At 72.3% G+C, this 12,467-nt stretch carries 14 protein-coding genes; 6 read left to right on the top strand and 8 right to left on the bottom strand.

The features are described 5' to 3' along the window. Positions 1–31: 31 nt before the first annotated feature. The gene (locus C1N81_RS33220; protein ID WP_361080662.1) at positions 32–304 is read right to left on the bottom strand and encodes a DUF397 domain-containing protein; all 273 of its coding nucleotides are present in this window, start codon (positions 302–304) and stop codon (positions 32–34) included. Further along, on the bottom strand, positions 305–1,174 hold the full coding sequence (locus tag C1N81_RS33215; RefSeq protein WP_394435004.1) for a helix-turn-helix domain-containing protein: 870 nt from the start codon (positions 1,172–1,174) through the stop codon (positions 305–307). A 277-nt stretch (positions 1,175–1,451) separates the two neighbouring features. Here C1N81_RS33215 and C1N81_RS33210 point away from each other — a divergent pair, with 277 nt between their 5' ends. The 3 genes from C1N81_RS33210 (at position 1,452) to C1N81_RS33200 (ending at position 4,546) form a co-directional block, all read left to right on the top strand. Beyond that, the gene (locus tag C1N81_RS33210; protein WP_394435003.1) at positions 1,452–1,937 is read left to right on the top strand and encodes an ATP-binding protein; all 486 of its coding nucleotides are present in this window, start codon (positions 1,452–1,454) and stop codon (positions 1,935–1,937) included. An 88-nt stretch (positions 1,938–2,025) separates the two neighbouring features. Further along, positions 2,026–2,442, top strand: a complete 417-nt coding sequence (locus C1N81_RS33205) for a hypothetical protein (RefSeq protein ID WP_394438385.1) — start codon at positions 2,026–2,028, stop codon at positions 2,440–2,442. Positions 2,443–2,524: 82 nt separating this feature from the next. Next, a complete protein-coding gene (locus tag C1N81_RS33200) occupies positions 2,525–4,546 on the top strand; it encodes an ABC transporter ATP-binding protein (RefSeq protein ID WP_394435002.1) in 2,022 nt (673 codons plus the stop codon). Here the strand turns inward: C1N81_RS33200 and C1N81_RS33195 are convergent. Together C1N81_RS33195 and C1N81_RS33190 are read right to left on the bottom strand one after the other, a co-directional pair. Then, entirely contained in the window at positions 4,473–4,661 is a 189-nt protein-coding gene (locus C1N81_RS33195) for a hypothetical protein (protein ID WP_394435001.1), read from the bottom strand. The genes C1N81_RS33200 and C1N81_RS33195 overlap by 74 nt on opposite strands. 218 nt (positions 4,662–4,879) lie before the next feature. Then, positions 4,880–5,647: a DUF899 domain-containing protein gene (locus C1N81_RS33190; RefSeq protein WP_394435000.1), complete on the bottom strand. Its 768-nt coding sequence runs from the start codon at positions 5,645–5,647 to the stop codon at positions 4,880–4,882. Between the two features lie 276 nt (positions 5,648–5,923). On the opposite strand from C1N81_RS33190, the gene C1N81_RS33185 reads away from it, so the two are divergent. Both C1N81_RS33185 and C1N81_RS33180 read left to right on the top strand, forming a co-directional pair. Then, entirely contained in the window at positions 5,924–6,874 is a 951-nt protein-coding gene (locus C1N81_RS33185; RefSeq protein WP_394434999.1) for an endonuclease/exonuclease/phosphatase family protein, read from the top strand. 154 nt (positions 6,875–7,028) lie between these two features. Next, positions 7,029–7,892 (top strand): S1 family peptidase, encoded by an 864-nt coding sequence (locus C1N81_RS33180; RefSeq protein ID WP_394434998.1) that lies wholly within the window; start codon positions 7,029–7,031, stop codon positions 7,890–7,892. Positions 7,893–8,026: 134 nt separating this feature from the next. Here the strand turns inward: C1N81_RS33180 and C1N81_RS33175 are convergent, their stop codons facing one another. After that, positions 8,027–9,802 (bottom strand): FUSC family protein, encoded by a 1,776-nt coding sequence (locus tag C1N81_RS33175; protein WP_394438383.1) that lies wholly within the window; start codon positions 9,800–9,802, stop codon positions 8,027–8,029. Positions 9,803–9,952: 150 nt separating this feature from the next. Between C1N81_RS33175 and C1N81_RS33170 the strand changes: the two genes are divergently transcribed. Continuing rightward, entirely contained in the window at positions 9,953–10,492 is a 540-nt protein-coding gene (locus C1N81_RS33170; RefSeq protein WP_394434997.1) for a 2'-5' RNA ligase family protein, read from the top strand. On the opposite strand, the gene C1N81_RS33165 is transcribed toward C1N81_RS33170, so the two are convergent. From C1N81_RS33165 to C1N81_RS33155, 3 genes are all read right to left on the bottom strand, one after another. Continuing rightward, positions 10,468–11,262: a nucleotidyltransferase domain-containing protein gene (locus C1N81_RS33165; protein WP_394434996.1), complete on the bottom strand. Its 795-nt coding sequence runs from the start codon at positions 11,260–11,262 to the stop codon at positions 10,468–10,470. The genes C1N81_RS33170 and C1N81_RS33165 overlap by 25 nt on opposite strands. 67 nt (positions 11,263–11,329) lie before the next feature. Continuing rightward, positions 11,330–11,536 carry a DUF397 domain-containing protein gene (locus C1N81_RS33160; protein ID WP_394434995.1) on the bottom strand — a complete coding sequence of 69 codons (207 nt, stop codon included), beginning with the start codon at positions 11,534–11,536 and terminating at the stop codon, positions 11,330–11,332. After that, entirely contained in the window at positions 11,533–12,375 is an 843-nt protein-coding gene (locus C1N81_RS33155; protein ID WP_394434994.1) for a helix-turn-helix domain-containing protein, read from the bottom strand. Before C1N81_RS33155 ends, C1N81_RS33160 begins: the two co-directional genes overlap by 4 nt. Positions 12,376–12,467: the final 92 nt, after the last annotated feature.

Below are 12,467 nucleotides of genomic sequence, written 5' to 3'. Positions count from 1 at the left end.
CCCATGACGGATCGAGGGGGACGAGAAGGAGTCAGGACAGCAGGAAGTCCGCCGCCCCCGCCTTCGCTCCCTCGATGAACGCGTTGATCTCGCCCGGCGTGTAGATCAGGGCGGGCCCGTCCGGGTCGGAGGACTGGCGCACCGCGACCCGGCCGTCGGCCAGCTTCATGGCTTCGAGGCAATTGCCTCCGTTGCCACCGCTCCACGGCTTGTGCCAGCCCTCGGTGCCGAGGTCGCGCGCGGGCATGCCGTTGTAGATCGGCTCCCCGTCGACGCCTCGTATCCGGTCCTTGATCCGGTCCATTCACAGCTCCTTGCGGAGATCGCGGAGGATCTCCTTTGTGCGTTGTGCCGTTGCGGCCTGCGCCGCCATGCGGTCCATGACCTCCAGGTGGGTGGCCACCTCGGGGCGCGCGTCCAGGTAGACGGCGCCGGTCAGGTACTCGCTGTAGACCATGTCCGGCAGTTCTGACATGGCAAATCGGAACAGGACGAAGGGTCCGTACGTGCCCGGGTGGGGGCCCGTCGCGAACTCCGCGACCTGGAGCGTCACGTTGGACCGCTCCATCACCTGGAGCAGCCGGTCGATCTGGCCGCGCATCACCTCCGCGTCGCCGACGGGGCGGCGCAGCGCCGTCTCGTCCATGACGACCCAGAGCCGGGGCGCGTCCTCGCGGGTGAGCAGGTTCTGGCGCTGCATGCGCAGGGCGACGTGGCGTTCGACGAGATCAGGGTCGTCGGCGAGGGCCCGCCCTATCGCGCCGGATCTGAGCACGCCGCGCGCGTAGTCCTCGGTCTGCAGCAGGCCGGGCACGAAGTGCGGCTCGTAGGACCTGATGAGCGAGGCGGCGCCCTCCAGGCTCACGTACATGGAGAACCAGCCGGGCAGGATGTCGTGGAACCGCTGCCACCAGCCCGGCTTGTTCGCGTCCTCCGCGAGCCGCACGAAGGCGTCGGCCTCCTCGTCCGTGACGCCGTAGGACTTCAGGAGGAGCTGGAGGTAGGGGATCTTGAGTCCGACCTCCGCGGTCTCCATGCGACGCACGGTCGCGGCGGTCACGCGGAGTACTTTCGCGGCGTCCTCGCGCTTGAGCCCGGCGCTCTCGCGGAGGTCCTGGAGGCGTCGGCCCAACACGACCTGGCCGACCGTCGGCGCGGACCGCGGTTCGCTCACGCCGCTTACCTCCCAGAAGTCGAGTCTGCCGAATTGCTGCCGCGGAGAAAGGCCCGGCGAGGTCGTTCACCGGCGGTTTCCCCGTGGCACACCCGCGATGGGCGCCGCGCGACGAGCTGTCTGGAGCAGTGTGCCATGTCCCTTCGGCGCGGCACACTGCACTCTGCACTTTTCAGAGTGGCTCTTGCCAAGTGTTCACGACGGGGAGATAGTGGCAAGCGTGATTCCGTCCGCGCCTTTAGGAACAGAAGCCGGCGAAGCTACGCTGAGTGACCGTTTGGGCACCCCCGAGGGGTCCGCGACCCGGCGCAGCAGCTTCGAACTGGCTCCCCACCCGGGCTCCGCCGCACAGGCCCGGCGCATGACACGTGCCCATCTCACGGGATGGGGGGCGTGCGAGGACACCTGTGACGCCGCGGCGCTCGTCGTCTCGGAGCTGGTCACGAACGCGATCGTGCACACCGCCAGCAGACGTATCCACTGCGAGCTCCACGAACTGCGCGACGACGCAGGTGAGCGCGTGCGGATAGCCGTGCGCGACGAGGGCTGCATACCCGAGGACGTGCGGACCGGCGGGCGTGTCGCCCCCGAGGAGGAGCACGGCAGGGGTCTGCTGCTCGTCGCCGCCGTCTCCACGGCGTGGGGCGCCCAGGAGACCGGCCCAGGACTGCTCGTCTGGGCGGAACTGCCCCGGGACGCGCGGGCCGTGACCGGCCCGGCGCCCGTATCGGACGCCATCGGCGGCGCCGGCTGGGCCTGGTGAGCAAAGCCCGCCCCTGACCACGGCGGGCTCGGAACGACGAACATGTGAGCGGGGAACGGATGGGCGCAGCGTGGTGACGACGCGGACGATGCAGCTGGACGCGCTGGTCGGGCTCGCCCGGCGAAGGCGCGACCCCCGCCAGGACCGGACCGTTCGGCTCAGCGTGCCGGACGGCATGACCGTCCCCCTCGGCTGCGACGCGGTGGCGGTGCCCGAGGCGTTCGGCCGCGCGATGACGCGGCGGCTGCCGCGCATGGGGTGCGTCTACGCCGACGGGGCGCACTGGTGGTGGCTGGTCCCCTCGGACTCGGACGTGGCCCTGGAGTGGCCCGCCCCCGCGCGCTACACGGCGGGCACGCTCGTGCCGGACGCCGGACGCGCCCCCGATCTGATCCACTGCCCCGACAGCTCCGTGCCGTACACCCCGCCCATCCCCCTGTACCTGGCGCTGTGCCGGGTGACCGGAACGACGCCTTCCTGGTCCCGCCCCCTCAGCGCTTCCTGACTGCGCCACCCGGTTCGGCGTAGAGGGCGCCGAAGCCGGGGATGTCGCCCGTGGCGGACGCACACGGGGACGGGGTGGTCCGATGGCCAGGAAGAAGCGCGACACCGAGCCGGGGTCGAAGCCGGGCACCGGACCGGGGCCGGACGCTCCGGCGACGTCGGAGTCGGAGGAGCTGCTGTTCGGCGGCCCCCTGCGGTACGACATCGGCTGGTCGGCGCATGACGACGCCTTCCTCGAACTGAGCTTCAGGGCGATGCTGACGCGGCTGCCCGCGCTGCTCGCCTCCAGTTTCCGGCTCGCCCGCGACGCGGACCGGCGCGCGGCGGGGACCGTGCTCGCCGCCGAGTCCGGCCGGGGCGTCGCGCAGGCGGTGAGCCTGCTCGCCGTCAACAGCGTCCTGGCCCGGCTCGTCGCGGGCGGCACGATGGAGGAGCGGCTGCGCGACGCCGCGCCCGCGCTGATCGCCATGGCCTGCGTACTCCTCGTCGCGGCGCTGCTGCGCGCGGCGTCGACGTACGCCACGGGCCGCCTCGAACCGAAGGTCGAACGGCTCGCCACCGAGCGGTACCTGGAGCGGGCGGCGGCCGTGGAGCTGGCGGCGATCGAGGACGACGCGTTCCACAAGCTGCTCGACACCGCGCAGTACGGGGCGTCGTCGGCGCGCCGGATGATCGCCACCGCCACCCGCCTCGTCAACGCGATGATCTCGCTGATCGCGGCGGCGGGCGTACTGACCGTCCTGCACCCGGCGCTGCTCCCGCTCCTCTTCACGATGACGCTGCCGAGCGCGTGGAGCGCGCTGACGATCGCGCGGCGCCGCTACCGCTCCTGGCACGTGTGGGTGCAGCACGCGCGCGCGGGCCGGCTGATCAGCAGCCTGCTCATCGACACGGTGGCGGCGCCGGAGATCCGGGTGCACGGCGTCGGCCCGTTCCTGCTGCGCCACTTCCGCTCGATGTCGCAGACGCAGGAGGCCGAGCAGGAGCGGCTCGCCAGGCTCGCGGCGCGGACCGGCCTGGTCGCCGCCGCGTGGACGGGGCTCGCGACGACGGCGACGTACGCGACGCTCGGCCTCCTCCTGCTGACCGGCGCGATGGCCCTGTCGGTGGCGGGTACGGCGGTCATCGCGATCCGCACGGGTTCGCAGAGCCTGGACACGCTCGTCCTGGAGGTCAACTCGCTGCACGAGGACGCCCTGTTCGTCGGGGACCTGGAGCGGCTCTACGTGGAGGCGGCGCGGCGCGCGATCCCGACGGGCGGGGCGCGTCTCCCGTACGAGCCGAAGGAGATCGCCTTCGAGCACGTCACGTTCGCCTATCCGGGCAGTGCCACGCGCCCCGCGCTCGACGACGTCACCCTGTCCGTGCCGACCGGCCGCATCGTCGCGCTCGTCGGCGAGAACGGCTCGGGCAAGACGACCCTGGTCAAGCTCCTCGCCGGGCTCTACGCCCCGCAGAAGGGCCGCATCCTGTGGGACGGGGTCGACGCGGCGGACGCCGACCGGGTGCAGCTCGCCGAGCGGGTCGCGATGGTGGCGCAGGACTTCAAGCGCTGGCCGTTCACGGCCCGCGTCAACGTCGGCATCGGCCGCGCCGCGTTCGAGCCGACCGAGGAGCGGATCGGCGACGCGGTCACCCAGGCGGGCGCGGGCGAGGTCGTACGGGATCTGCCGCGCGGCATCGACACGTTGCTCGCGCGTGCGTTCAGCGGCGGGCACGAGCTGTCGGGCGGGCAGTGGCAGCGGCTCGGCATCGCGCGCGCCGCGTACCGCCGGGGCAGCATCCTCATCGTGGACGAGCCGACGGCGGCGCTCGACGCGCGGGCCGAGCTGGAGGTCTTCGAGAAGATCCGGTCGCTCGCGGGCACAGGGCAGACGGTCATCCTGATCACGCACCGGCTCGCGTCGGTGCGCCACGCCGACCTCGTCCACGTCCTGGAGCAGGGCCGGCTCGTCGAGTCGGGCTCGCCCGAGGAGCTGCTGGCCGCGGGCGGGGTCTACGCCGAGCTGTACGGGCTCCAGGCGGACCAGTTCACCCGACGGGCTCCGGCACCGGCTCCGCCTCCCGGACGATCACCAGGAACGCGTCCGTCGCCAGGTCCATGACCACCTCGGCGGGCTGGCCCTCCAGGCGGCGCAGGTTCGCGAACTCCTCGGCGGGCCAGGAGCCGCGGGGCCCGCCCGCCGGGAAGCGTCGTAGTACCACTCGTCCGTTGATCATCGTTCTTCCTTGCCCCCGTGATCGTGCCGGTGTACCCGGCGATCGTTCCGCCGCGCACGGCGCCGGAACGTTCCGACGCTTCATGGGGGAGAACGCTGACAGGGCGGGTCCGGACTCGCAACGTGACGAGAATGACACCTTCTCGGTACGGGGTTGAGCCGGATGGAGGCGGACGAAGACGGATCGAGGCGGGGCCGGTGACCGACCGCGCCGCGCGCTCAGTCGTCGTACTCGTCGTGATAGCGGACCCCCGCGCTGCCCGCGGGCGCGCCGAGGGCGGAGGCGCGGCCGGCCGGTTTCTCCCACTCCTCCTGACGGCCGAGGGCGGTGAGGTCGAGGAGGTTGGAGGTGAAGCCGAGGTGGTCGAGGCCGCGGTCGAACGCCGAGTACGTGTGGAAGACCCGCTCCCCGTCCCGCAGGAAGCAGCTGAGGGCGGGGCGCTCCTGCAGCCCCTCCCGGTCCTCGCCCCCGCCCCCGCCCTCGTTCTCGCCCTTGCCCTCGGTCTCGCCCTTGCCCTCGGTCTCGCCCTTGCCCTCGGTCTCGACGGTGGCGCCGAAATCATGGTTGAAGTCGCTCAGGTTCGAGGAGTACCAGGGCACGGTCCAGCCCATCCGGGCCTTGAACGGCAGGATCTTCGTGAACGGCGCGCGCGAGACCGCGGCGAACGCCGTGCCCCGGGCGCGCAGATGCGCCAGATGGCCGATCTGGTCGAGGAACCCCGAGCAGCTGCGGCACCCGGCGTCCCACTCGGGCGCGAACATGAAGTGGTAGACGACGAGCTGGGCCCGCCCCTCGAACAGGTCGAGCAACTCGGCCTTCCCGTCCGCCCCTTCGAACAGGTACGGCTTGTCGACCTCGACCATGGGCAGCTCACGCCGCTTGGCGTTCAGGGCGTCCCGCGCCCGGGTGGCCGCCTTCTCCAGGACGAGCAACTCCTCGCGGGCGATGCGCCATTGCTCCCGCGTGACCGCTTCGGGCAGCCCCATGGTTCCTCCTCCGGTAGGGCCCTGGGTCGGGCCTCTGAGAGGGGGGACCGCGGCCGGGTACGGAACTCATCGCTCCCGGCGATTTATTTCTGGCGGGGCCCCCGTCACGGTTGCGGTTTCGGACACACGTACGCCCGGCGGCCCATCACCCCGTCCTGCGTCCCGCCCACCCCGACCGCGCATCGGGGCCGTGCCCTGTTCCCCCGGCTGAGCCACTGGCACGCTGGCGAGCCCCCGGCCCCGGACGGGCCGGAACATCCGAGGACGGAGGCCGCCATGCTCGTCGGCACCTGGAACCTGGAGAACCTCTACCGGCCCGGAGGACCGTTCGGGCCCCGCGACAAAGCCGCTTACGACGCGAAACTCGCCTCGCTCGCCACCACCGTCAATCTGCTGCGCCCGACCCTGCTCGGCCTCCAGGAGGTCGGCGACCCGCAGGCGCTCAACGACCTCCTCGAACTGCTCGACGGCCGGTACACGGCGACCCTCTCGCGCTTCCCCGACGAGCGCGGCATCCGGGTCGGCTTCCTGAGCGACCTGCCGGTGAACGTCGTCGCCGACACCGCCGCGTTCCCCGACGGCCTGCGCCCCGTCCAGGTCGACGACAGCGGCCGTACGACGGACCGGGCCGGCCGGGGCTTCCTCGTCGTCGAGTTCTCGACGCGGGTCACCTGGCTGACGGCCGCCGTCTGCCACCTCAAGTCGAAGCTGCTCAGTTACCCCGGCGGCCGGTTCGCGCCGCACAACGAGGGCGAGCGCGCCCGCTACGCGACGTACGCCCTGCACCGCCGCGCGGCCGAGGCGGCGGCCGTTCGCGCCCTCGCCGACACGCTGATCGGCGAGGACGGCCGCCGCGCCCGCGTCGCCGTCCTGGGCGACTTCAACGACGAGGTCGGCGCGGCCACCACCCAGATACTCCAGGGCCCGCCGGGCTCCGAGATCGGCACGCCGGGGTTCGAGCGCCCCGACCAGGGCGACGCGAAACGCCTCTGGAACATCGCGCCCCTCATCCCCGAGGAGCAGCGGTACTCACGCGTCCAGGCGGGCCGCCGCGAACTGATCGACCACGTCTTCGTGACCCGGGACATGATCGACCGCATCACGCACGCGGGCACGGGCCTGCCGCACGACGCGGCGCAACTGCCGTCGGTGGGCGAGGACCCGGACATACGCAGGGACGCGCCGGGCTCGGACCACGCGCCGGTCTGGATCGTCCTGACAAGGTAGGGAGGCCGAAAGGCAGGCGGGTCGGGGTCCGTTCAAGCCGTTCGCTGAGAAGGCGCTGTTGTCCGCTGAGCCGTACGCCATCACAATGCTCATGCCAAACATGGCGTACGCCCCACCCGGTGCACCACCCTCAGCACGGGAGAGGACCCCCCACGTGAAGCCCCACACCAAGAAGACGCTCGTCGGCGCGGCCTTCAGCGCCCTGCTCTGCGCCGCGACGGCGGTCCCCGCCGCCACGGCGCACGCGTCGACGGCCGCCCCCGCCCCCGCGCCCGCCAGAGCCCAGGCGGTCTCCTTCGCCGGAACCGTCGCGCTCAGCAACTGTTCCGGCTCCGTCGTCCGCGTCCCCAACTCCAAGGCGACCGACCCGGCCCTGGTCATGTCCAACGGCCACTGCCTGGAGACCGGCTTCCCCGGCCCCGGCGAAGTGCTCGTCAACCGGTCCTCCAGCCGCACCTTCAGCCTGCTCAACGCGGCGGGCAGCAAGGTGGCGACCCTGCGCGCGAGCAAGATCGCGTACGGCACGATGACCGACACGGACGTCTCGCTCTACCAGCTCACCTCCACCTACCAGAGCATCGAGAACTCCTACGGCATCAAGGCCCTGGAACTCTCCGCCGCCCACCCCACCAAGGGCACGGCGATCAGCGTGGTCTCCGGCTACTGGAAGCGGACCTACAACTGCGCGATCGACGGGTTCGCGTACCGCCTCAAGGAGGGCGAGTGGACCTGGAAGGACTCGGTCCGCTACACCTCCGCCTGCCAGACCATCGGCGGCACCTCCGGCTCCCCGGTCCTCGACCAGGCGACGGGCAAGGTCGTCGCGGTCAACAACACCGGTAACGAGGACGGCGGCCGCTGCACGGACAACAACCCCTGCGAGGTCGACGAGGCGGGCCAGGTGACGGTCCGCCAGGGCATCAACTACGCGCAGGAGACGTACGGGATCGTCCCGTGCGTAGGCACCGGCAACCAGATCAACCTCTCGGCAACGGGCTGCGCCCTGCCCAAGCCGTAAGCCACCTTGTGATGGGGGGCGCAGGCGAGCCTGCGCCCCACCAGGGGCGCGGGGAACGGCGCGACCAGCCACGACGAGGCCGCACCCGGCGACCCACCGCACGCCGCACGCCGCACGCCGCACGCCGCACGGTGCTACGCCGCCAACTCGGCCTCGGCCATGAGCACCCCGATCCGCGCAGCGTCCCCGGCCGACAACCCACCGGTCTCATCCACCCGCACCGCACAAGCCGTGGCCGCGTCCACCAACCGCTCAAGCACTACGGTGACCCCCCGCGACCCGTCGGAGGCCCGCGCCAGCACAGGCAACTCCGCCGCGGCGACCTCGACCGCCGCACACGCCTCGGCCAGAGCCCGGTACGCGTCGCGCCGCAACTCCCACCGCCCGGCCCGGTCGCCCCCCGTGTCCTCGCTCAGCACATGTGTCACGTACACCCGCGCGGCCTCCCGCGCGACAGCGATCCGCGTACGGACACCGCCGCCGTGGTGCGCGCCGGGCCACGGCAGATGTCCGGCGACGAGGACGAGGGCGCAGGCGAGCAGCGTCTCGTAGATCCGGCTCCACGAGGCCTGGGGCTCCCCGCCGACCATGACGAGGGCCAGCACGAGAACGGTGATCACGGCGGTCTGCGCGGCGAAGTGCCGCAGGGAGACGGGAATGAGCGCCCCGGCCACCGCGACGAGCGCGACCAGGCCGAAGGGGCGCGGCAGCAGCGCGGCGAGCCCGGCGAAGAGCAGCGCGCCCGCGACGGTCCCGGCGGCCCGGCACAGGACGCGGGAGGCCAGCGGTCCGAGGTCGGGCTTGACGAGGAAGACGGCGGTGACGGGCAGCCAGTACCAGTGCACGGGCTGGAGGGCCTGGGCGACGGCGGCACTGGCCCCGTACGACAGTCCGACCCGCACCCCGTACTCCCGCCCGGCGGGCCCGGTCATCTTGCGCAGGCGCAGTCCGAGGGTCCGGCGGCGCGGGACGTCGCCCCCGGCGCCGCTCCCCCGGTCGAACACGTCGGCGGCCCGCAGCAGCGCGTCGTCCAGGGCCCGCAGCCCCGTGCCGGTGCGCGCCGGCGCGGGCAGCGGCCCGACGGGCGCCCCGGACCGTACGGCGGCGGCGAGCCGCGCGGGCCCCTCCGCCGCACGCGCGGGTACGGGCGCCCCGGCCCAGGCAAGCGCGGTCGCCGCCTCGGCGAGCGGCAGGGCCGCCCCGAGCTGCGCGCGCAGCCGCCGGGTCCCGGGCGGGCGCCCGCGCAGGGCGTCCTGCGCGTGGTCGAGCGCGGCGGTCAGAGCCACACGACGAGCACGGGCATCGCCCCCACCAGCGGCCCGCAACAACCCGGCAACGGCGTCGTACACAGCGGCAACAGCGGCACGCTCACCGTCGTACAGATACCCGAGCCGCTGCCCGCGTACGGGCGACGGCAGCACCACCCGCAACAAGATCAACCAGCCCGCACCGCACAGGAACAGCGCGGCCCGCTGCCACCCGCTCTCCGGCAACGGCATTCCCGCGCTCATGGCGGCGGTCACGAGCAACTGCGTCCCGGCGCCGGACGCGACGGGCCCGACGGCGCTGACCGCCCCGCCCACAAGGCCGAGCACGACGAACGCCCCGACGAGCGCCCACCCGCCCCCGGCGAGCCAGTTGCCGAGCACCATGCCGAGGGCCCCGGCGAGCGCGGGCCCGCCGAGCCGGCTGAGGGCGGCGCGCCGGGTGCCCGGCCGGTCGATGTTCCCGGCGAGCATGGCGCCGAGCGCGAGCAGCACCCCGCTGGACGGCCGCCCGGCGAGGACCCCGGCGAGGAGCAGCGGCCCGGCGGCGAGCGCCCCGCGCACGACGGCCGGCCACGGCACGGGCGCGCGCTGGGAGCGCAGGGCGTGGCCGAGCCAGGGCGGAAGGGTGTGCGGGCGGATCATGATGGTGCGCAGGCTCCTGTCGTACGTGGACGCGGTGGCGCCGGACGACATCGGCCAGCCTGAAACTGGAACTGGAATCAGTGCCTCAACGGTACTGGATGGTGCGTGAGGTGCGGGAACGCCCAGATTTCCGCAATGTGACACTTGGCTGTGCCCGAGCAACCCGAGAACACGACATCGGACGACGGCTGGCCCGACACCCCGGGCGACACCGCCCTGACGATCCACGTCCCGGAGGCGGACCCGCTGGTCCGCACGGGCTCACGGGCCCATGTGACGGTGCTGTACCCGTTCCTGCCGGTGACGCGCATCACGTCGGAGACGGCGGCGGACCTCCGTGCGCTCCTCGCCGCGACCCCACCCTTCACCTGCACGTTCTCCGAGGTCCGCCGCTGGCCCGGCGTCGTGTACCTGCATCCGGCCCCGGCGGACCCGTTCCGCACCCTGACGAAGTCGCTGCGCGCACGCTGGCCGGAGGCGGTCCCCTACCGGGGCGTCTTCGGCGACGAGGGCCTGGACCCGCACCTGACGCTGGCGAGCGGCGCGGGCACGGACGCCGTCCCGACGAACACCTTCACCCACGCTCTCCCCCTGCGCTCGGAGATCCGCTCCGTCCGCCTGATCGTGACGGACGGGGCGGGCACGGGGTGGCGGGACGCGGCGGACTATCCGCTGACCGGCCCCTGTTGACGGGCGTCCCGCACAGCACGGTCGAGCAGTGCCCGCGCCCTGTCCACCAGCTCGCCGAGCCCGATCGCGCCGTCGGCGAGCAACGCGTCGATCCCCCGCAAACCGGCCCGCGCCAGCAACCGCTTCTCGTTCGTCACCCACTCCCCGCGCGCCGCGAGCACGGCGTGCCCGGCCTGCATGGCGGCGACGGCGACGGCCCCGACGACCTCGGCACGGCCACCGAGCGGCACGTTGCCCGCACGGGCGTAATGCAGGGTGATGTCGGCACGCCCCCACCACTCCTCGGACGCGGCCTTACGCAAGGCGGCGGGATAGGTGCCGGGCCTGGGCGCCTCGCCCCTCAGCACACGATTGACCGCAAGCTCGGCGACGACGATGTACGACGGAATCCCGGCAAGATGAAACAACAAGGGCTCGATGCGAAATCGGCCGGCCTCCGCCTCGCTCAGCTCATGCTCGACGCTCTCAAGATCCCGATAGTGCACATCGACCCGCCGCCCGTCGACGTCGAGCCAGCCCCCACCGTTGAAGACGCCCCCGCCCCACCCGCCGATCTCGGAGACCTCCCCCTCCCACCCGATCTCCCTCAGAAACCGGGGCGCGAACCGCCCCTCGCTCCCCCGGTAATACACAGCGGTGTCCCAGTCACTGGCCTCGGTATGCGTCCCCTGCGCCCGCGACCCACCGAGACTGACGGCGTGGACACCGGGGAGGGCGGCGAGCCGGTCGGCCAGGCGGTCGAGAAAGGCGTCGTCATCGAGTTCGGGCATTCGGTCACGGTAACGAGGCACCCACCGCTCGCACCTGGCATTTTTGGCCCGCCGCTCCCGCCATACGTCAGCCGCGCGCAGCGAACCCCACGAACGCCGACCAAGCGGACGGCGGCACGTCCACCGTGCCTCGGTCCCGGTCCTTGGTGTCACGCACATGGACCCCCACGACACCAGCGGCGACCTCAACGCACTCGCCGCCCTGCCCGGTGCTGTGACTACTCGTACGCCAGGCCAGCTTCAGGGCAACCTGCTCAGGTACTTCGGGGTTCATCTCTCTCCCAGCAACTCTTCGACGAAGGCCAGCGACTCGCGCGGCGTCAGCGCCTGCGCGCGGACCACCCCATACTGCTCCGCGATCTCGCGTACCGATGCCCGGTCCGAGAAGAGCCGACTCGTCTTGTACGACTCGACGTAGGCGACCCGCTGCCCGCCCTTCGTCTCGATCAAGGTGAACGGCCCTTCGAGACCAGCGTGCTCCTCGCCTTCGGTGGGCATCACCTGAATTTCGACGTTCCGGCGTACCCCGTGCCGCATGATTTGCTGCAACTGCGCTCCCCACACCCCCCGCCCACCGAGCGGACGGCGCAGCACCGCCTCTTCGATCACGAAGCTCAACGTGGGCAACGGCTTGCGCGTGAAGATCACCTGGCGGGCCATGCGTGACTCCACGCGTTGACGTACGACGTCCTCGTCGAGCAGAGGGCGCCACATCCTGAAGATCGCTTCTGCGTACTCTGCCGTCTGGAGCAGCCCAGGAACCGCCTTCGTGGCCAGCACATGCAACTCCACGGCCTTGGCCTCCAGCTTGGCCGCGTCGCGGAAGAACCCCGGATACTGCGCCCGCTCAACCTCCTCCACCCGCGCCCGCAGCACCCCGTGCGCCCCAAGCACCTCATCGGCGCTCTCGATGAACCGGGCCGGTGGAATCCGCCGCCCCTGCTCGAAGGACGCGATGGTCGCCGCCGAATACCCGGTTCGCACCCCAAGCTCGGCGCGAGTGAGCCCCTTCCACTCACGGAAGCGTTTCAGTTGCCGCCCGAACGACACCAGCACCCCGCTGGCATCCTCACCGCCGCCACCAACCTCGGCGGCACCCACGTCCACGTCCACACCGGCCCCTTTCACGGTCGCGCTTCCCGGAACAACTCCCCGCACCCACAAGCCCGTCACGCCGCAGACCGCGTACAACACACACCGCAACG

The sequence above is a fragment of the Streptomyces sp. SGAir0957 genome, assembly GCF_043523415.1.
This window is presented reverse-complemented; position numbering and strand designations above follow the sequence as displayed.

Excerpts from the sequence above, each read along its gene's own strand:
- C1N81_RS33220 (WP_361080662.1), bottom strand. The coding sequence starts at position 304 with ATGGACCGGATCAAGGACCGGATACGAGGCGTCGACGGGGAGCCGATC.
- C1N81_RS33205 (WP_394438385.1), top strand. The coding sequence starts at position 2,026 with ATGCAGCTGGACGCGCTGGTCGGGCTCGCCCGGCGAAGGCGCGACCCC.
- C1N81_RS33200 (WP_394435002.1), top strand. The coding sequence starts at position 2,525 with ATGGCCAGGAAGAAGCGCGACACCGAGCCGGGGTCGAAGCCGGGCACC.
- C1N81_RS33195 (WP_394435001.1), bottom strand. The coding sequence starts at position 4,661 with ATGATCAACGGACGAGTGGTACTACGACGCTTCCCGGCGGGCGGGCCC.
- C1N81_RS33190 (WP_394435000.1), bottom strand. The coding sequence starts at position 5,647 with ATGGGGCTGCCCGAAGCGGTCACGCGGGAGCAATGGCGCATCGCCCGC.
- C1N81_RS33185 (WP_394434999.1), top strand. The coding sequence starts at position 5,924 with ATGCTCGTCGGCACCTGGAACCTGGAGAACCTCTACCGGCCCGGAGGA.
- C1N81_RS33175 (WP_394438383.1), bottom strand. The coding sequence starts at position 9,802 with ATGATCCGCCCGCACACCCTTCCGCCCTGGCTCGGCCACGCCCTGCGC.
- C1N81_RS33165 (WP_394434996.1), bottom strand. The coding sequence starts at position 11,262 with ATGCCCGAACTCGATGACGACGCCTTTCTCGACCGCCTGGCCGACCGG.
- C1N81_RS33160 (WP_394434995.1), bottom strand. The coding sequence starts at position 11,536 with ATGAACCCCGAAGTACCTGAGCAGGTTGCCCTGAAGCTGGCCTGGCGT.